General features: G+C 61.3%; 19 protein-coding genes. 13 read left to right on the top strand and 6 right to left on the bottom strand.

Translation table 11 applies throughout. From position 1 onward, the window contains the following. The first annotated feature begins 754 nt into the window (after positions 1 to 754). The 5 genes from B5525_RS03825 to B5525_RS03810 all read left to right on the top strand — a co-directional run bounded on the left by B5525_RS03825 (position 755) and on the right by B5525_RS03810 (position 4,976). Positions 755 to 1,828 carry an alkene reductase gene (locus B5525_RS03825; RefSeq protein WP_079564759.1) on the top strand — a complete coding sequence of 358 codons (1,074 nt, stop codon included), beginning with the start codon at positions 755 to 757 and terminating at the stop codon, positions 1,826 to 1,828. Between the two features lie 479 nt (positions 1,829 to 2,307). Continuing rightward, on the top strand, positions 2,308 to 2,706 hold the full coding sequence (locus B5525_RS03820; RefSeq protein ID WP_079564758.1) for a DoxX family protein: 399 nt from the start codon (positions 2,308 to 2,310) through the stop codon (positions 2,704 to 2,706). A 41-nt stretch (positions 2,707 to 2,747) separates the two neighbouring features. Beyond that, the gene (locus B5525_RS03815; RefSeq protein WP_197687899.1) at positions 2,748 to 3,353 is read left to right on the top strand and encodes a pirin family protein; all 606 of its coding nucleotides are present in this window, start codon (positions 2,748 to 2,750) and stop codon (positions 3,351 to 3,353) included. Continuing rightward, a complete protein-coding gene (locus tag B5525_RS45755; RefSeq protein WP_197687898.1) occupies positions 3,350 to 3,601 on the top strand; it encodes a hypothetical protein in 252 nt (83 codons plus the stop codon). The genes B5525_RS03815 and B5525_RS45755 overlap by 4 nt, the downstream gene beginning before the upstream one ends. A gap of 415 nt (positions 3,602 to 4,016) precedes the next feature. Then, the gene (locus B5525_RS03810; protein WP_079564756.1) at positions 4,017 to 4,976 is read left to right on the top strand and encodes a LysR family transcriptional regulator; all 960 of its coding nucleotides are present in this window, start codon (positions 4,017 to 4,019) and stop codon (positions 4,974 to 4,976) included. A 260-nt stretch (positions 4,977 to 5,236) separates the two neighbouring features. Here B5525_RS03810 and B5525_RS03805 read toward each other — a convergent pair whose 3' ends face one another. Beyond that, a complete protein-coding gene (locus B5525_RS03805) occupies positions 5,237 to 5,800 on the bottom strand; it encodes a TetR/AcrR family transcriptional regulator (protein ID WP_079564755.1) in 564 nt (187 codons plus the stop codon). 121 nt (positions 5,801 to 5,921) lie between these two features. Between B5525_RS03805 and B5525_RS03800 the strand changes: the two genes are divergently transcribed. Further along, positions 5,922 to 6,578 carry a glutathione S-transferase gene (locus B5525_RS03800; RefSeq protein WP_079572905.1) on the top strand — a complete coding sequence of 219 codons (657 nt, stop codon included), beginning with the start codon at positions 5,922 to 5,924 and terminating at the stop codon, positions 6,576 to 6,578. A gap of 168 nt (positions 6,579 to 6,746) precedes the next feature. Here B5525_RS03800 and B5525_RS03795 read toward each other — a convergent pair whose 3' ends face one another. The 5 genes from B5525_RS03795 to B5525_RS03780 all read right to left on the bottom strand — a co-directional run bounded on the left by B5525_RS03795 (position 6,747) and on the right by B5525_RS03780 (position 10,613). After that, positions 6,747 to 7,148: a hypothetical protein gene (locus tag B5525_RS03795; protein WP_079572903.1), complete on the bottom strand. Its 402-nt coding sequence runs from the start codon at positions 7,146 to 7,148 to the stop codon at positions 6,747 to 6,749. Positions 7,149 to 7,232: 84 nt separating this feature from the next. Continuing rightward, positions 7,233 to 7,364, bottom strand: a complete 132-nt coding sequence (locus B5525_RS47110) for a hypothetical protein (RefSeq protein ID WP_276328836.1) — start codon at positions 7,362 to 7,364, stop codon at positions 7,233 to 7,235. A gap of 51 nt (positions 7,365 to 7,415) precedes the next feature. After that, the gene (locus B5525_RS03790; protein ID WP_079564754.1) at positions 7,416 to 8,315 is read right to left on the bottom strand and encodes an efflux RND transporter periplasmic adaptor subunit; all 900 of its coding nucleotides are present in this window, start codon (positions 8,313 to 8,315) and stop codon (positions 7,416 to 7,418) included. Positions 8,316 to 8,331: 16 nt separating this feature from the next. Then, positions 8,332 to 8,529 (bottom strand): DUF1656 domain-containing protein, encoded by a 198-nt coding sequence (locus tag B5525_RS03785; RefSeq protein WP_079564752.1) that lies wholly within the window; start codon positions 8,527 to 8,529, stop codon positions 8,332 to 8,334. Then, entirely contained in the window at positions 8,526 to 10,613 is a 2,088-nt protein-coding gene (locus B5525_RS03780) for an FUSC family protein (RefSeq protein ID WP_079564751.1), read from the bottom strand. Before B5525_RS03780 ends, B5525_RS03785 begins: the two co-directional genes overlap by 4 nt. Before the next feature lie 723 nt (positions 10,614 to 11,336). Between B5525_RS03780 and B5525_RS03775 the strand changes: the two genes are divergently transcribed. From B5525_RS03775 to B5525_RS03745, 7 genes are all read left to right on the top strand, one after another. Beyond that, on the top strand, positions 11,337 to 11,993 hold the full coding sequence (locus B5525_RS03775; RefSeq protein WP_079564750.1) for an HAD family hydrolase: 657 nt from the start codon (positions 11,337 to 11,339) through the stop codon (positions 11,991 to 11,993). Positions 11,994 to 11,999: 6 nt separating this feature from the next. Then, a complete protein-coding gene (locus tag B5525_RS03770; RefSeq protein WP_079564748.1) occupies positions 12,000 to 12,953 on the top strand; it encodes a sugar-binding transcriptional regulator in 954 nt (317 codons plus the stop codon). Positions 12,954 to 13,147: 194 nt separating this feature from the next. Then, positions 13,148 to 14,461: an ABC transporter substrate-binding protein gene (locus tag B5525_RS03765; RefSeq protein WP_079564747.1), complete on the top strand. Its 1,314-nt coding sequence runs from the start codon at positions 13,148 to 13,150 to the stop codon at positions 14,459 to 14,461. 132 nt (positions 14,462 to 14,593) lie between these two features. Then, the gene (locus tag B5525_RS03760) at positions 14,594 to 15,466 is read left to right on the top strand and encodes a carbohydrate ABC transporter permease (RefSeq protein WP_079572901.1); all 873 of its coding nucleotides are present in this window, start codon (positions 14,594 to 14,596) and stop codon (positions 15,464 to 15,466) included. 3 nt (positions 15,467 to 15,469) lie between these two features. After that, positions 15,470 to 16,300, top strand: a complete 831-nt coding sequence (locus tag B5525_RS03755; protein ID WP_079564746.1) for a carbohydrate ABC transporter permease — start codon at positions 15,470 to 15,472, stop codon at positions 16,298 to 16,300. A 22-nt stretch (positions 16,301 to 16,322) separates the two neighbouring features. Beyond that, positions 16,323 to 17,327 (top strand): ABC transporter ATP-binding protein, encoded by a 1,005-nt coding sequence (locus tag B5525_RS03750; protein WP_079564744.1) that lies wholly within the window; start codon positions 16,323 to 16,325, stop codon positions 17,325 to 17,327. Positions 17,328 to 17,364: 37 nt separating this feature from the next. Beyond that, on the top strand, positions 17,365 to 18,138 hold the full coding sequence (locus tag B5525_RS03745; protein ID WP_079564743.1) for an SDR family NAD(P)-dependent oxidoreductase: 774 nt from the start codon (positions 17,365 to 17,367) through the stop codon (positions 18,136 to 18,138). Positions 18,139 to 18,154 lie beyond the last annotated feature (16 nt).

The following is an 18,154-nucleotide window of genomic DNA, read 5'->3' as shown; positions in this document are numbered from 1 at the left end:
CGAATCTGCGGTCTAGCGCTGCTTCCGACGCGGAGAAGTGGAATTACGAACGCGGACGCGGCGCCACGATTGAGGTTCGTTCGAAATTACATCGCGATTTCAATAACAAAAGAGTTCGCAATTTTGTGAGTGGCGCGCCAAAATCCACGATATTCTACGACATTGTTCGATGCGACTCCGCTTGGGGAGTGCCACCCCGCTTGATAACCGATTGATCGCACAGGCCGCTCGGCATTTCGCGCCATGTTGGCTTGCCAATTCGCACAGGATTGCGTGAGCCTCGCCGGTACAGCCAATGATGGATTGGAACGGGAGTTTAAAACTCTCAAGCAGTTAGGAGGCCACTGCGCACGTTGTGTGCATCGAGAGATCAAACAAAATCGCAAGAAGGCCAAACTGGGCGGCGTCGAGCCCGGTGCGCTTGCCGACCAAGCGGCGCCGCAAAATTATCGGTGGCGATCTCGCTCAGGGCTCGATTCGCGGAATGAACGGTTATGGAATGGTGCTGGTGGCGCAAAGCGGACATTCGACCAAACGGAAAAGTGCCAATAGCGGAAGAGTCCGCGCCTCCTGCCGACAAGTCATTCGATCAAGGTCGCGCGGAGCTAGGCCAGCGCCATTTCCTCGGGATGGCAGGATGAATCGACCGGTGTTGTACCCGTTATGCCGATGGATTGTATCTGAATAAGCTGGCTTATCCGGCTACGCTGCAGTCCTTAGCTTCTCCTCATGCAATCCAATCGAGGAGAACACGATGAAGCAATCAATTACGCCCGTCCGTGTCGGACGCTATACTCTGCCAAACCGTTTGGCGATGGCTCCGATGACCCGCAGCCGCGCGAAGTTCGACGGCACGCCGGGAGAACAGGCCGCCGAATATTATTCCCAACGCGCCAGCGTCGGCCTGATCGTCACCGAAGGCACTCAACCTTCGGATGATGGACAGGGCTATCTCACGACGCCGGGCATCTACATGCCCGCGCATATCGCAGGATGGAAGAAGGTGACCGCAGCCGTGCATGGCAAGGGCGGCCACATCTTCATCCAGATCATGCACGCGGGACGTATGTCGCACCCCGACAACACGCCGCATCATCGTCAAGCCGTAGCACCTTCCGCGATCGCGCCCGGGAGTCAGATGTTCACGGCAACAGGGATGAAGGACATTCCCGCGCCGCGCGCACTGACGACAGAGGAAGTGCGCCGGACCGTCGCCGACTTCCGCCGTGCGGCGCGCCGCGCCATTGAGGCTGGCGCCGATGGTGTCGAGATTCACGGCGCGAATGCCTATCTCGTCCAACAGTTCTTTGCTCCAAGCGCCAACACGCGCACTGATGAATATGGCGGCTCCAGCGCGAACCGCGCCCGTTTTGCCATCGAAGTCGCCACGGCGATTGCCGAGGAAATCGGCGCGGACAGGACGGCCATCCGCCTATCCCCCGGCACAGCCATGTGGGGGATCGACGAAGGCGCGGAAGGCCCGGCCCTCTACCGCTACCTGGTCGCCGAACTCGACAAGCTGGGTCTTGCTTACCTGCACATCGCGCATAGCGGCGACGAGCAGCTGCTGGGCGACATACGCGCGCTGTGGAAGCAATCGCTGATCCTGAACCGGCCCGGTCGTCCGCGCGACCAGATCGGGGCTGACGTGGCTTCGGGGTTGGCCGATCTGGAAGCCTACGGCCAGATGGTCCTCGCCAACCCGGATTTCGTCGCACGCTTGAAGACCGGTGCGCCGATGAATGAAGCGGATCGCGCCAGCTTCTTTGGCGGCGCCGCGCAGGGCTATACCGACTATCCCGCGCTTGAGGTGGCCACGGCCGCGTGAGGCGCGCCGCCATCTCCATCATCGCCCCGGTCCAGCGGGCAAATCATGGCGGCTATTTCCGGGCCTATGCCGGCGTAACACGGCCGAACGGATCGACCCCCTCACTGGGGTCGATCGTGCGTGGACGAGCGAGATCGGTTGCCGCTTTTCGCCCCACAAATACGCCGACGTAAAACAGCGCCTTCCGCGAATAGCCCGGCCAGTCCCCCTTCTATCGGAAGCAACGCTCAAGGTTCGACAAACCATCGCGACGACCTGAGGCGCATCACGTCCGATCAGGCGTGAGCACGTTGCAGCATCGCGCCACCGGCGGATCTCTCGATCATAGCCGCGCGGAAAACATCCATCACTGCGGGTTTTGCGGCACCGGCTATATATCGGCCGAGCCGATGGATATTATCTGAATAAATCGGCTTTTGCCATGGCGGCCGGCATCCTAGGGTGTCCTCACTTTCAATCTCACCCCGACGGAGACCAATATGAGTGCAACTTCTATCCAATCAGTCCGTGCCAGGCGTCGCATCGGCGCCTGGACGCTGCAGGGCATCCTCGCGGCGGCTTTCCTTGCCGCCGGCTTCGCCAAAATGGCCGGCGTTCCTTTCATGGTCGACTTGTTCGCGCAGATCGGACTCGGCCAGTGGTTCCGCATCGCGACCGGCATCGTGGAAGTGGCCGGCGCCGTCGCGCTGCTCGTTCCTGGCCTCGCTTCGATCGGTGCCCTGTGGCTCGGTTTCACCATGGTCTGTGCCGTGGCGACCCATGTGTTCGTCCTGCACACCAGCCCGGTCCCGGCGATCGTCCTGGGAGTCCTCAACGCGGTGGTCGTCTACCTGCGGCGCGATGAACTCGTTGCCTTGCTTCACCGGATCAAGGGCTGAGCTTTGAAGCTTAGCGATAGCCAAACCTCAGGAGAACGAAAATGAAGACCGATGCAGTGTTCACGCGTCCGCTACGCGCCGAAAAGACTTCCCGGCAGATTGCTCTGCGCACGCGTGGACACTCGCATGGGCGCGTGACCCGACTGGTCAGTCCGGGCGATATTGGCGAACGGATCAAGCCGTTCGTCTTTCTCGACTATTTCGACGCCGATCCGGCGACGGCACCAACATTCGGCTTTCATCCCCATTCGGGAATTGCGACTCTGACCCTCATTCTGGCCGGGCAGGCTTTCTACAAGGAGACCACGGAGCGCGAAGGCGTCATCGAGACCGACGGTGTCGAGTGGATGCGCGCCAGCAGCGGCGTTTGGCATACCGGCGGAATGTTCGGCAAGGAGCGGATCAGGGGCTTCCAGCTCTGGGTTGCCATGCCGCCCGAGCTCGAACTTGCCGAACCCCAAAGCCAGTATCTTGACGCTTCCGACTTCCATTTTGCCGGTCCCGCGCGGGTGATCGCAGGCGAATACGACGGTGTGAAAAGCATCGTCGAGTCGCCCCGTGGCATCTCAAGGCCGGAGAGCGCTGGACCTTTCATCCGAGCAAGGGGCACGACGTCGGTTGGATCGCATCGTACCAAGGGATCGTGACGACGCCGGAGCGAGTATCGGCGGGCGAGGTCGCCGTGTTCGAGGAAGGCGATCAGGCAATCGCGTTCGAGGCGCTCTCCGATGCCGGCTTCATCCTCGGCTCTGCGGTCAAGCACCCCTACGATTTGGTGACCGGGCACTACTCCGTGCATACCAACGCGGACGCCTTGCGAATTGGGGAAAGCAACATCGCCGATATCGGCCGCCGGCTGCACAGTCAGGGCGTCTTGGCAGCCGCCAGACGCTGAGGACGAGAGAGATCGGGCTAGTTGAACACTCACGGTGGAGGAAACAGTGTTTGGATCAGATGGAGTTCAGCTTTTGCGACGTGTGGCCGGGGCCCGGGAGTGCCGGGACAGGTCCGATCGACACTTGCCGCTGCGATCGGAACACTTCCCGGTCGAGGCAAGAGGCCGCGAGATCGTCACACAAGAAGGCGTCATGATCGCGGTCGCCACCGATCCCGCGATGAGCGAGGAGATCGCCCGGCGCTTGAACAAAAGCGATTGGAGCGACCAAGAGGATCAATGGGCGCTGTGACCAGCCGGAGGCCGTTAGAAGGTGCTTACGAGTCGGATGGCGCGACCTCGATGGTTGATATCGCCGCCAATTGGGCAGTAGCATCCTGCGCTTTAGCATCGGTTTGGTCGATAGGTAGGTCCCATGCTCGACGCCGTCTCTCTCGATCAATTGCGTACCTTCATCGCCGCGGTCGATGAAGGAAGCTTTTCTGCCGCCTCCCGCAAGTTGTTGCGCTCGCAGTCTGTTGTGAGTGAGACAATCAGCAATCTTGAGGAACAGATCGGCGTGCAGTTGTTCGACCGCTCCGGTCGCTACCCCAAACTCACCGCGGCGGGATCGGCCATTCTGGGCGATGCCCGCAGCATTATCGCCGGGGTCGACTTGCTGAAGGCGCGAGCGAAGGGCATGTCGGCCGGCCTGGAGCCGGAATTGTCCGTGGTGATTGACGTCTTCTATCCGATCGATGCGATCACGCAGGTGGCCAAGGAGTTTCGGCAGAAATACCCGGGAGTGGCGCTGCGCATCTATGTCGAGGCGCTCGGAGGAGCCATTAAGCCCGTGCTTGACGGCCGTTGCAGCATCGGCGTCGTCGGGTCACTCCCGGTGATTCCGGATACACTGACCTATGAGCGGTTGCCCGGCATCGCGTTTCTCATGGTTGCGGCCCGTGATCATGCACTGACTTCCTACCGGGGCAAGCTTCCCAAGGAGGTTCTTGCAAAACATACCCAGATCGTTCTCACCGACAGGTCGGAGCTATCCTCGGGACGCGAATTCGGCGTCATGTCGGCTGCGACCTGGCGGCTTGCCGACCTCTTCGCCAAGCATCATTTTTTGCTCAAGGGTCTCGGTTGGGGCGGAATGCCATTGCATGCCGTGCGCAAGGATCTGGAAGAGGGTCGCCTTTCCGTGCTGCCGATCGAGGACGTGCCTCCCGATGGCTTGATTCTAACGATGTCGGCGGTCTGGCAGACCAAGTCACCGCCTGGGCCCGCCGGCCGATGGTTTGTCGATCGCCTGAAGCAAATTCCGGTGGAAACGGGCAAAGTGCCGAAACCGCCAGTCAACAGCAAGAAGGCGAGACGGTCTGAGAAAACTTAACCGGACGCCGGTGTTGAATGATCCCCGTCCGATGCCTCTTGATGAGCGATATGGAGCGACCGCTTTCTGGCGCGAAGCGGACATTGGCTAAAGCAGCAATGTCCGAAAATGCCATGGACAGACTCATGCTACGCAGCAATTGCCTGCTTTATTCGATCGCCTAGTCGGCGCGCAGCAGGAACGATTCCGGTATCGTGAGGCCGAGCGCCTTGGCGGCATGTTCTGCGTGGCGCGCCAGAACTTCGTCCTGCGCGGACCGTCTACGCGGGCAGGAGACCAGCCACGCGATAGCTATCGATTAACGCGTCATAGAGTGAGATATCCGAGCGGCTCCTCGCAATGAGCTGAGCGCCGGCGACGGCAGCGAAGATGGCACGAGCCCGCCGTTCGCTCTCCTCGGAACTGACCAGGGCTGCAGCGGACAGAACCCTGCTCAGCCACGCGATGTTCACATCGGAAAAGGTCTGGACCTCCTTCTTCACGGCTTCCGGCAGGTCATCATGTTCGGCAGCCATGAAGCTGCAGAGGCACATACGATTATCGCTCTCGAGCGACTTGCGAAAAATATCGGGATACTGGTGCAGGCAGCGGACCGGATCCGAGGTTCCGGCCAACATAGACTCGAGGTGGGCCGCTGTGTCCTCCCAATAGCGCCTCGCTACTGCCGCGCCGAGATCAGCCTTGCTCGGGAAGTGATAGTGGATGCTCGCGGCCTTGATGCCCACTTCATCCGCGAGATCGCGGAAATTCAAGCCGCTGTAGCCATGCGCTTGTGCGGTCCTTCTGGCGGCCGCCAGAATGGCCTCGCGAGAGCTTGAACTCATGTCACTGCCTCACCGCTTCGTAGCCAATAACCTACCAAGTGACAGATAGGCGTTGACCGGACAAATTTGAAGCCCTATACATTATCTACCAAGTGGCAGGTAGAAAAAGGAGATGATGACGATGAAGATTTACGATTGGCCCACCGGCCCTTATCCGGCTCGCGTCCGTATAGCTTTGGCCGAGAAGAACCTGCAGTCGCGCGTCCAGTTTGTGTCGGTCGATCTTTGGAAAGGCGAGCACAAGAAGCCCGAGTTCCTCGCCAAGAACTACTCAGGCACGCTGCCGGTGCTCGAACTCGATGACGGGACCTTCATTGGCGAATGCACGGCCATTACCGAATATCTTGACGCGCTTGATTGCGCTCCCGCACTCACCGGCAGGACACCGCGCGAAAAGGGCGTGATCCACATGATGAGCAAGCGCGCCGAGTTGGAGCTGCTCGACGCCATTAGTGTTTATTTCCACCATGCCACACCGGGGCTTGGACCCGACGTCGAGATTTATCAGAACGCTGAGTGGGGGTTCCGTCAGCGCGACAAAGCCCTAAGGGGTATGCACTATTTCGATGCCATTCTAAAAAGACAGTCGTTCGTCGCCGGTGAGGTCTTCTCGATGGCCGACATCACGGTCATCGGCGGTTTGATCTTTGCAGGGCTCGTGGAGCTACCGGTGCCTGCGCAGTGCGAGGCTCTTCAAGGTTGGTACGCAAGAATGCAGGAGCGTCCCAGCGTAAAGAACCGGGTGACGATGTCAGAACCGACCGAGGCGTCTGTTTGAAAACGGTGTCTGTGCGCTGAGCGGTTCCTCGGACTCGAAAGAAAGCACAGCATCGGTACGCCACTGAAGGTTCAGAACGGACCCCACATGACGGCGAGCAAATACACACGGTGCGCCCTCAGTCCTGGTCTCAACCCGGCGGCGACTTTTCGTGCAGGAGCGAGCGTCTCACCAGCAAACGTTCACTGGCACCATGCGCCAACCCCAACCGGTCCAGACTTGTCGCCAGCGCACACACGGGTCGTCCCCGTCCCATCCAGGCCCCCAGCCCCAGCCCGGACCCACGCTTGCAGCATAAGCCCCCGCAACTCCCAAACCCAAGCCGACGCCCAAAGCCCCGAAGGCCGGCCCACGCCATCCCCAGCCGCCGCCGCGCCAGCCAGCTCCACGCCAACCGCCGCCCCAGCCGCCGCCGCGCCAGCCGCCACCGCGCCAGCCGCCGCCGCCAAAACCGGCAGCGTGGAAACCACCGCCGCCAAATCCACCAAAGCCGCCACGCGCAAAAGCTCCGGTAGGCACGAGCGCGATTACCGCAGCGGCGACCAGTGCGATAACAATTTTCCTAAACATGGAGTCCTCCATCACCTTTCGCCCCGGACTCTCTAAGCAGGGCAACCCAAGGTAGTTCCAAAGGAAACGGCCCGTACCGAAACCTCATTCCTCAAGCTGCAACCCCGGCGAGAAGCCTCCGCCCCGGACCTCGCGTTGATCGACGACATCGTCGAAATGATGCGGGTCGAGCCTGGTGTTGGCCATGGCCAGGTTCCTGATCATTTTGCCCGCCATGGCCTGTTATCCGGCAGATCATTCGATCTTCCTGACGGCCTAACCGCAATCTTATTGCGTCGGCGATTTTACCCGGCTCCCCCCGTCCGCCTCCGTCACGACGATTGTAGCAGTCATGCCTGCGCTCAGCGTGATGCCATCGGGCACCTTGTCGATGGCGATGCGCACGGGAATGCGCTGCGCCAGCCGCACCCAGTTGAAGGTTGGATTGACGTTGGCGATCAGGTCGTCACCGATCGCGTTCTCGCGGTCGGTGATGGCGCGCGCCACGCTGTGCACGTGCCCTTGAATCGGCGCATCGTACCCCATGAGCCGGACCGAGACCGGGTCTCCGATGTTGATGTTGCGTAGCTTGGTTTCTTCGAAATAGCCCGCGATGTAGAACGAATCGCTGTCGACGATCGCGAGCATGGCGCGGCCAGCCGTGGCATAGTCGCCGCGATCCACCAAAAGATTGGTAACGTGGCCGTTGACCGGCGCACGCACTTCGGTCCGCGCCAAATTGAGCTTGGCAACAGCGACCGCCGCCACCGCCTCATCATAGGCCGCACGCGCCGAAAGCGCCGCGCTGCGCGCCTGCGTCAGCGCTTCCTCGGAAATTGCCACCGAAGTCAGCTTCTCGCGCCGTTCGAGTTCGTCCTGCCGCTGGTCGGAGACGCTCTTTGCTCCCGCAAGGGCCGCTTCAGCCTGCTGCAATGCGAGCTGGTAGCGCGCCGGATCGATGATGAACAGCACGTCGCCGATCTTTACCTCCTGATTGTCCTTCACCTTCAGCTCGATCACCGCCCCAGCGACATCCGGCGCGACCGTTACCACATTGGCGCGCACCCGTCCGTCGCGGGTCCATGGGCTTTCCTGATAGGTTCGCCACAGATACCAGCCGGCCACCGTTGCGATTACAACCGCAATCACGGTAACAAGAACGCGAATGATCGAGGTCATGTTCCGCATCGGTCTTCCCCGACGATCAGAGCGTGGCGGTGACGAACGTGCTGAGCAGGATGACGTAGAGCGCGGTGTTGAATAAGGGCGGATGCCAAACGAAGCGGTAGACGCCGAGTCGGCCAAGCAGATAACGGACGAGATACCAGAGCAGCGCCGTCCCCAAAAGATAACCAAGCAACGGTGGCAGGAACACCCCGTAGAGATTGATTTCCTTGATCATGGAGTCACCAGATTGGTCGACGATGCAGGCGTTCCGGGCACTGCCGGTCCGTAGAAATCATTGTGCTGCCGAAGCGTGGCCTCGATGTTGTACAATGCCTCCGCGGCGCGGGTCAGAGTCGCGTTTTCATCGTGCGCAAGAATCCGGTGGCGAGCCGTCTCGAGCACGGAAAGCGGCATGTTGGAATAAGGCCGATGCAGCATTCCGCCGAAGTGGTCCGCGAGCGCCGCAAGCGCATCCCGCACCGACGATGCTGCCTTCGAGGGCAATGCCGGCTGCGATGTGCGCAGCACCAGGATGTTGAGGCCAATACGAAGGCCAGCGAGGCATCCCTGCAGCACGGCGCGCTGGTCCGCGACCATAGGATCGAGCCGCATGAACAGGGCATTTATGCGATCGAACATCCGGCTCTCGAACGCGGAACGCAGCTCTGTTGTTACCGAACCGGCGATATGCGCCAGATCGCGGAAAATCCCGCGAGTCAACCGCTGCACCGCCCAATCCGTGCCGAGCGGCCGCAACAGGCCGAGCGCCGCGGCGCCGAACCCGATGCCGACCACGTAGCCGATGGCAGCGTTGATGAACGCCGCAAAGTCATACGTCATGGCGTTGGAGAGACCGATCAGTCCGCCCCCGACGAAGATCAGCGGCATCGCGAACGGAACGGCGGCGGGGGACGTCAGCAACAGGCCGCAGGCAAGATAAAACGGCGCCAGTGCGATAACCAGCGCCGGAAAGGTCGATAGTGGCGGCAGCACGGCGAAAAGATAAAATCCGGCGACGGCGGTGCCGACCATGCTCATCTTCAGAAACACCGCCGATGCGGCGGCGGGATTGTCGCGCGCCCCCATGATGGCACACATGATGCCGGCGAAGGTGACGGCGGTAGGACCGTTCGGCCATGCCGAGAGAATCCAGAAGGCGCTTGCAACGACCACCGTCACCGTGGAGACCAGCGCGCCGACCACGGCGAGCGTCATATCCCGGTAAGGGTGAAAGGTGGAAGCGGGGGCGCTTTCGGGCGGATGCAGACCGGTTGAAATGTGCGTGCGGATCCAGACCGCCTCCCGCCACATCGTCAGCACGTCGCCGAGACGCAGCAGGATGGCGCGCACGGGAAAGGCTTCGGGAGCGGTCCGCAAAGCCTGCGGTGTGGGCAACCGGGCGTCGACCTCCGCCCTGAGCATGCGCTCTTCCTCGCTCTCCTCCAGCGCCTCGGCCGGCGTCGTTGCCCCTGCAAACTTGGTGATGTGGGCGGCGGCTCGCTCGAGCAACGGCCGCAACGCATCCGCCGCCGTCGATCCGCGGCGCTGCAGCAAGGTGAAGCGATCATAGACCGACATCAGGAGCGCGAGCAGGGATAGAAGCTTTCCTTCGAACTGCCGGATCACAGCGTCGACAGCCCGGAGCGCCGGCGTATCGATCGATGCGAAGACCCGCAGCGAATCGAGCGCGATCACCGCGGAAATGATTTGGCTGCGATCGGCGAGACCTTTCGCCTCGCTGCCTTCGCCCCGCAGCGCGTCGCCCGCCCAGCGCGCCATGCTCGGCAGCGCGGCCTCAAGCGCCTTGCGCAAGGCATCGCCGGCCCGTTGCGGAAACACGACATGATGCATCAGCGCCCCGCAGGCGATCCCGAGCATGATCTCGAGACATCGCGCCACCGCAAAGTCAAACGCTGTATCCGGCGCGAGCGCCGCCGGCAGACCGATGATTGCCGCGGAATATCCGGACAGTATCCCGACATAGGATTGCGGGGCGTCGCGCAAATAGATCGAAACGAAGGTGCCAAGCCCAATCCAGGCCGCAAGCGCCAGACAGAACAGCTCCGGCACGTTAGAGAATAGCGCAACCAAAAACAGCGACATCGCCGCGCCGACCAACGTGCCGATCGCGCGATACAATGATTTCGCCAGCACCATACCCGCGAATGGCTGCGATACGATGTAAACCGTGGTGACGGACCAGCTCGGCTGCGACAGATCGAGGCGGAACGCGATGTAGAGCGCCAGCATCGCGGCGAGGAACGTCTTTACCGAAAATAAACCATCACGCCAGCTGAATTGTTCAATGATCTGTAGCATGTCGAATGGCTCGAACGCATGCCCAGCGGCATAGCACCAGTTCGACGCTTTCGCACGTCGGAACTCGCACGTTAAGGCAGGATCGGCGTATCCGTCATGGTCGGTGCAAAGAGCCGCAGCCGGGATATCAGCATCGAAGAAAGCGATCGGTTATCACGTCGGCGGCTATCGAGCCCAGGATCGACGCTTTGGAATCACGATTGATGGCCAGATAATACGTTGAACGTCGGTGATGCAATGCAGCCAAGCATATAAGAGTTCGCAGTTTTGGTCTGAATGGCGAGCCATCGGTACTGAGCCCTCTTGTTATCATTTTCTGCCGTTTTCCCCACTCAAAGATTCGGTGGGAAGGCGTCTGGTCGCTATGGCGCCGGGCCATTTGGCTATCGCACGTACGAACTCAGATCCAGGTGAAGCCATAGTCGAGCCACTGTCGTAATCGGCAAGCCCAACGCGAGTTGCGCCGGATGATGCGCGGGATCGACTTTGGCTCGTTTGGTCTTCGACGTGCCATCGATCGACTTCGTCGCTTCCCCGAAAGATTTCGCGCCAGACCTGTTGGCGATCGAACATCAGACCCGTGGTTGTGCCATGAGCGATCGGCTTCCTTTGTCATCAACAAGCCGGCCCTGAGACAAACCCCATGCCAGGCTTTTTCGCACATTCGGGCGTGCCAAATTCGGGTTATTGCTCAGAGATCGAGTATATGCTCTCTTAGGGTGCATGATCGAACCCGATCTGATCATTTTCGACTGCGACGGCGTGCTGGTCGATAGCGAGGTGCTGAGTTGCCGATGCCTCTCCGGCGTCCTGGCGGGGTACGGCATCGACCTTGACGTGGACCAGGCGCTCGATCTGTTCCTTGGACGAAGCGTGACGGCGGTGCTCGAGCACTACGAAGCCCTGGGGCGCTCTATTCCGGATCGATTCGCAACGGAGCTGAAGACGGAGGTTCGTACCGCGTTTGTCTCCTCGCTGGGCTCGATTGAAGGCGTGAGTTCGGTGCTCGCGGGCTTGCAGATCCCGCACTGCGTCGCCTCGTCCAGCGACGTCGATCGGGTATCTCTCTCGCTTTCCCTCACCGGCCTCACGCCGTATTTCGGCGAACAGCTCTTTACCTCGCAAATGGTGAAACGCGGCAAGCCGGCACCCGACCTTTTCCTTTATGCGGCCGAACGAATGCGGGCGGATCCGCGTCGTACCCTCGTGATCGAGGACAGCCGAAGCGGTGTGACGGCGGGGAAGGCGGCGGGCATGATGGTTTGGGGATTTGTCGGGGGCAGTCACTATCGATCGCGCGACGGCGAGGTCATGCTCTATCAGGCCGGGGCAGACCGTGTCTTCGGGCGGATGGCGGATTTTTGGCGAACGGATCGGTAGAGCGCGATGGCGGCATCCGATAACGAGAAATCGCGTCTGGACGAAGCCGCACGTGCCGGCTGGCTTTACTTCATTGCCGGTCACACCCAGGACGAAATCGCCAGGATGCTCCAGGTTTCCCGCGCCTCGGCTCAGCGTCTTGTCTCGCTGTGTCTCGCGGAGCGGCTGATTACTTTCCGGCTGGAACATCCGATTGCCGCTTGTATGGAGTTAGCCGCGCGGTTGAAGGACTTTTTTCATCTCGCCTACTGCGAAGTGGTTCCGACCGATCCGGCAGCGCCGCTTTCGGCAGCGGGGATCGCCGAGCGCGCCGCCAACATCCTGGAATCGATGTTGCGCACCGAGAAGCCCACCATCGTGGCGTTGGGCACCGGGCGAGCCGTGCGCGCGGCGGTCGAGCGGGTTTCGCAGATCGACTGCCCCAACCACCAGATCGTGTCGCTGGTCGGAAACATCTCGGCTGATGGTTCGGCGAGCTTCTTCGATACCGTTGGCCGTCTCGCCGACCGGACCAAGGCGCGCCACTATCCGATGCCGCTGCCGTTTCTGATGTCGTCGGCGGGCGAGCGCGACCAGATGCTGCGGATTGATCCCATCGCCCGGGTGAGAGCGGTCGCAGCCAAGGCCGATTTGCGGCTGGTCGGGATTGGCCAGATGGATCAGAGCGCACAAGTGTTTGTGGACGGCTTCGTCTCGCGCGAGGAACTGCTCGAAATCATGCGGCTGGGCGCCGTTGGCGAGTTGACCGGCTGGGCGTTCGATGGAGAGGGCCGCATCATCAAGGGCGGTACCAATGCCCGGCTGACCAGTATTCCGCCGCAAGTCCCTGCCGAGGCCCTGACCATCGGGGCGGCCGTCGGTCCTGGCAAGGTTGCGGCGATCAGGGCGGCGCTGAAGGGCCGTCTGATCAACGGGTTGATTACTGACGAGGCGACGGCCAGCGCCATTCTGAAGCAGTAGCGGAATCGGACGCGCCTGCAGGCCGCCGCCGATCGCGGGGAACAACCGGCCGGCCGCAGGCGTTTTCGGTCCACCGGTTTTTTCACAACCCCCGGGTGCCATCAGCCCATCTCGGCCTTGACAAGGTCATTTCGCGGAGTGAACATAATTGCAAGGCGTGGGCATATGCTCAACGTCAAAATAGGGAGGTTACCGTGAAACACGTCCTTGGCGCCCTGCTGGGCGCGGCTACCCTGTTGGCTTCCGCCCCCTCGATTGCCCAGACGACGCTGACGATCGCCACCGTGAACAATAGCGACATGATCCGGATGCAGGGGCTGACGAGCGAGTTCACCGCCAAGAACCCCGATATCACCGTGAAATGGGTGACGCTCGAAGAGAACGTCCTGCGCCAGCGCGTCACCACCGACATCGCGACCAAGGGCGGTCAGTTCGATGTGCTCACCATCGGCACCTACGAGGTCCCGATCTGGGCCAAGAAGAACTGGCTCGTTCCGCTCGACAATCTCGGATCCGATTACGACGTCGCCGATCTGCTTCCCAAGATCCGCGATGCGGCCTCGGTGTCGGGCAAGCTCTATGCCGCGCCGTTCTATGGCGAGAGTTCGATGGTGATGTACCGTACCGACCTGTTCCAGAAGGCCGGATTGACGATGCCGGAAAAGCCGACCTGGGACTTCGTGATCGATGCGGCGAAGAAACTCACCGACAAGACCGACGGCGTCTACGGCATCTGCCTGCGAGGCAAGGCGGGCTGGGGCGAGAACATGGCGTTCCTGACCGCGATGTCCAATTCGTTCGGCGCGCGCTGGTTCGACGAGAAATGGCAGCCGCAGTTCGACAAGCCCGAATGGAAGAAGACCCTGACGACCTATGTCGACCTGATGAAGGTCGCGGGCCCTCCCGGTGCAAGCTCGAACGGGTTCAACGAGAATCTCGCGCTGTTCAATTCCGGCAAGTGCGCGATGTGGATCGACGCCACGGTGGCGGCGTCCTTTGTCACCGATCCGAAGGCCTCCAACGTGGCCGACAGGGTCGGCTTCGCGCTGGCGCCGAATGCCGGCTTGGGCAAGAACGCCAATTGGCTGTGGGCGTGGAATCTGGCCATTCCGGCAGGTTCGAAGAAAGTTGAGGCGGCACAGAAGTTCATCGCCTGGGCAACTAACAAGGATTACACCAAGCTCGTGGCTTCGAAGGAAGGCTGGGCCAACGTGCCCCCCGGCACCAGGACGTCACTTTATCAGAATCCCGAATATTTGAAGGTTGCGCCGTTCGCGAAGCCGACGCTTGCTTCGATCGACGCCGCTGATCCGAACCATCCGACGGTTCAGCCGGTGCCTTACGTTGGCGTGCAATACGCGGCGATACCGGAATTCCAGGGCATCGGTACCACCGTCGGCCAGCAGTTCTCGGCGGCGCTGTCCGGCGCATCGACCGTCGACGCGGCGCTCGCGGCGGCGCAATCCTCCACCGAACGCGAGATGAAGCGCGCCGGCTACATCAAGTAGATCGCGGCCGGTCGTTCGCGGCGATCTCCTCGAACCGCAAACTGGCTGCCGTCCAAGCCTGATACCGGCCGGACGGCAGCGCTGATCGAGTTTCCCCGATAGCACGAGGCGGCGATGGGCACTCAGGCGGCGATGGCTACCAAACAAACCCAGGTTCTCGGACGGGCCTTGCTGTTTCCGGCCGTCGCATTGCTGTTTATCTGGATGATCGTCCCGCTGGCGATGACCATCTATTTTTCGACGTTGCACTACAGCCTGCTGGATCCCGGCACGGAGAGCTTCGTCGGGCTGGAGAATTTTCGATATTTCCTGACCGACCCGGCCTTTCTGACCTCGCTGCAGAATACCCTGGTGCTAGTCGGCTCGGTCCTCGCCATCACGATTCTGCTGGGCACGCCGCTGGCGTTGCTGCTCGACCAGCCGGTGGTCGGGCGCAACATCGTCCGGTTGATGGTGATAGCGCCGTTTTTCGTGATGCCGACCGTCAGCGCGCTGGTCTGGAAGAACCTCTTGATGCATCCGGTTTCGGGATTGTTTGCCTGGATCGCGACGCTCGTGGGCGCAACCCCGATCGACTGGTTCAACGATGCACCCTTGCTCGCCGTGATCCTGATCGTCGCCTGGCAATGGCTGCCGTTTGCGACTCTCATCCTGCTGACCGCACTGCAATCCCAGGACGAGGAGCAGAAGGAAGCGGCCGAAATGGACGGCGCCGGCGCCGCTTCAAAATTCATCTACCTCACGCTGCCGCATCTGGCGCGGCCGATCACGGTGGTGATCTTGATCGAAACGATTTTCCTGTTGACCGTGTTCGCCGAGATCTTCGTGACGACGGGCGGCGGCCCGGGACTGCAGACCACCAATATCGCGTTCCTGATCTACTCGCAGGCGCTGATCCAGTTCGACGTCGGCAACGCGTCCGCCGGCGGATTGGTGGCGGTCGTGATCGCCAATATCGTGGCCTTTTTCCTGGTGCGGATCATCGGGCGGAACCTGGAGGCGTAGGCGATGGCTCGCAAGGTGACGTCAAGACGCTTGATGGTGTCCACAGGTGCCGCGTGGTTTTTCGGATTTTTGATTTTCCTGCCGATCCTGTGGATGGTTTTGACGAGTTTCAAGACGGAGCTCGATGCCTTCGCCATGCCACCCAAATTTCTGTTTTTTCACTGGACGACGGAAAATTACGCAACTGTGCAGAGCCGCAGCGACTACGTTCATCACGCGCTCAATTCGATCATGATTGCGGGCGGCTCGACGCTGATTGCCATGCTCATCGCGGTGCCGGCGGCCTGGTCGATGGCGTTTGCGCCGACCAAGCGGACCAAGGACGTCCTGCTCTGGATGCTCTCAACCAAGATGATGCCGCCGGTCGGCGTTCTGGTTCCGATCTATCTGATCTATCGGGATTTCGGGCTGCTCGATACAAGAGCAGGTCTCATTTTGATCCTCTGTCTCGGCAATTTGCCGATCGTGATCTGGATGCTCTTCACCTATTTCAAGGAAATCCCGAAAGACATCCTCGAAGCGGCGCGGATGGATGGCGCGACCATCGGACGCGAACTCGTCTACGTGCTGGCGCCGATGGCCGTTCCGGGCCTCGCCTCGACGCTGCTTCTCAACTTCATTCTGGCATGGAACGAGGCATTCTGGACCCTGAACCTTTCGACGCTCGACGCCGCGCCGCTCACGGTTTTCATCGCCTCCTATTCAAGTCCGGAGGGCCTGTTCTGGGCGAAACTGTCGGCGGCGTCGACGCTCGCCATTGCTCCGATCATCATCCTCGGTTGGTTCACCCAGCGGCAGCTCGTCCGCGGGCTGACGTTCGGCGCCGTCAAGTAGATCAGCGAAAGGGCTAGATATCATGGGCCAGATCACGCTCCAGGGGGTCCGCAAGTCGTTCGGGCCGGTCAACATCATCAAGGGTGCAAACCTGGATATCGAGGACGGCTCCTTCGTGGTTTTCGTCGGGCCGTCCGGTTGCGGCAAGACGACGCTGCTGCGCCTGATCGCGGGACTTGAGGATGTCACCGGCGGGCAGATCCTCATCGACGGCCACAACGTGGTCGACGTTCCGCCGGCCAAACGCGGGCTGTCGATGGTGTTCCAATCCTACGCGCTTTACCCGCATATGAGCGTCCGCGGCAACATCGCGTTCGGCCTGAAGATGGCGGGGCTGCCGCGCGCAGAGATCGACCGCAAGGTAGCCGCGGCGGCGGACACGCTGAACCTGACGGCCTATCTTGACCGGAAGCCGCGCGAACTTTCGGGCGGACAGCGCCAGCGCGTCGCGATCGGTCGGGCCATCGTGCGCGAGCCCAAGGCATTTCTGTTCGACGAGCCGTTGTCGAATCTCGACGCCGCACTCCGCGTGCAGATGCGCCTCGAGGTGACGAAACTGCAGAAGCAGCTCGCGACCACCGCGATCTACGTCACGCACGACCAAGTCGAGGCCATGACCATGGCCGACAAGATCGTGGTGCTCAATGCCGGCAACATCGAACAGTATGGCTCGCCGATCGAGCTCTACGAACATCCCGCGAACATCTTCGTCGCCGGCTTCATCGGATCGCCCAAGATGAACTTCATGGCCGGAGACGCCGCCGGCGAACGCGGCGCCGCCACCATCGGCGTCAGGCCCGAACACCTGAGGATCGGCAAGGAGGGCGAGGGCTGGCCGGGCACCGTGTCGGTGGCCGAGCATCTCGGCAGCGATACTTTCCTCTATGTCGACGGCGGAAAACTGGGAATGCTCACCGCGCGCTGCATCGGAGAGTTCGGTCTGAAGGCGGGCGATCGCGTCTGGCTGTCGCCGGATCCGGCGCGCCTGCACCGCTTCGACAAGGACGGCTTGACCATCAAGACGTAAGCGGCGTCCAACGACACCAAACAAGGATCAAGAGAAGATGTATCTGGAGAAATTTAGACTGGGTGGCCGGATCGCCGTCGTCACGGGAGCCGGGCAGGGCATCGGCCTTGCCTGCGCGGAAGCGCTCGGGGAAGCGGGAGCGAAGGTCATCATCGCCGATTTCGATCCAAAGGCAGGCGAGGCCGCCCGCGCCGGTCTCACGGCAAAGGGCTTCGACGCGGAGATCGCCGTCATGGACGTGACGGATTCGAAGCGCGTCGCCGAAGTGGCAGACCAACTCGCGGCGAAATATGGAAAGATCGATATTCTCGTCAACAATGCGGGAATCGCACGCAGCGAAACCCCCGCGGAAAAGGTCACCGACGAGCACTGGCTCAACGTCATCGACGTCAATCTCAACGGCACCTTCTGGTGCTGCCGCGCCTTCGGCCGGCACATGCTGGATGCGAAATCGGGTGCCATCGTGAACATCGGGTCGATGTCTGGCTTCATCGTCAACAAGCCGCAGGAGCAGAGCTATTACAACGCGTCGAAGGCCGCGGTGCACCATCTCACCAAATCGCTCGCCGCCGAATGGGGCGCCCGCGGCGTCCGCGTCAATGCGGTGGCGCCGACCTACATCGCCACGCCGCTCAATGCCTTCGTCAAGAACAGCCCGAAGATGTATGATGCCTGGATCGGCGGTACGCCGATGGCCCGGATGGGGGAAGTGGACGAGGTCGCCTCCGTCGTCCTGTTTCTCGCCTCCGATGCGGCGAGCCTGATGACCGGGAGCATCGTCCTCGTCGACGGCGGCTACACGTGCTGGTAGGCTTGACGGGTTAGGC

This window comes from Bradyrhizobium erythrophlei, assembly GCF_900129505.1.
GTDB lineage: Bacteria > Pseudomonadota > Alphaproteobacteria > Rhizobiales > Xanthobacteraceae > Bradyrhizobium > Bradyrhizobium erythrophlei_D.
The sequence above is the reverse complement of the archived record's forward strand: the minus strand, read 5'-3'. Positions and strand labels throughout refer to the sequence as shown.